Raw genomic sequence first — 260 nt, forward strand, 5'->3', positions numbered from 1 at the left:
ATGATCCTATGGTGTTTCTGCGAAGCCAGAACATGGATGATATTCCACTGCCCGTCATTGGTGGGTTCGTGGAGTGGTTGGGCAGACAGAACCTACACCTTAAGACCATTCAAGGCGCTATCAGCCCGCTGAAGATGCTGTGGGATTGGTCTATTCGCACGCATATTCTTAAGGGACCTAATCCTTGGGTGGGTGCCACAACAGGCTTGAAAAGACAGATCGAGCGGGTTGAGAAAAGCAGGCCACCGGAGGAACGCGAG

At 52.3% G+C, this 260-nt stretch carries 1 pseudogene; it reads left to right on the top strand.

From position 1 onward, the window contains the following. Positions 1 to 32 precede the first annotated feature (32 nt). Positions 33 to 260 (top strand): annotated as a pseudogene (locus GFJ39_RS14410) (tyrosine-type recombinase/integrase); the annotation flags it as partial.

The organism is Gluconobacter aidae (genome assembly GCF_009547075.1).
Taxonomy (GTDB): domain Bacteria; phylum Pseudomonadota; class Alphaproteobacteria; order Acetobacterales; family Acetobacteraceae; genus Gluconobacter; species Gluconobacter aidae.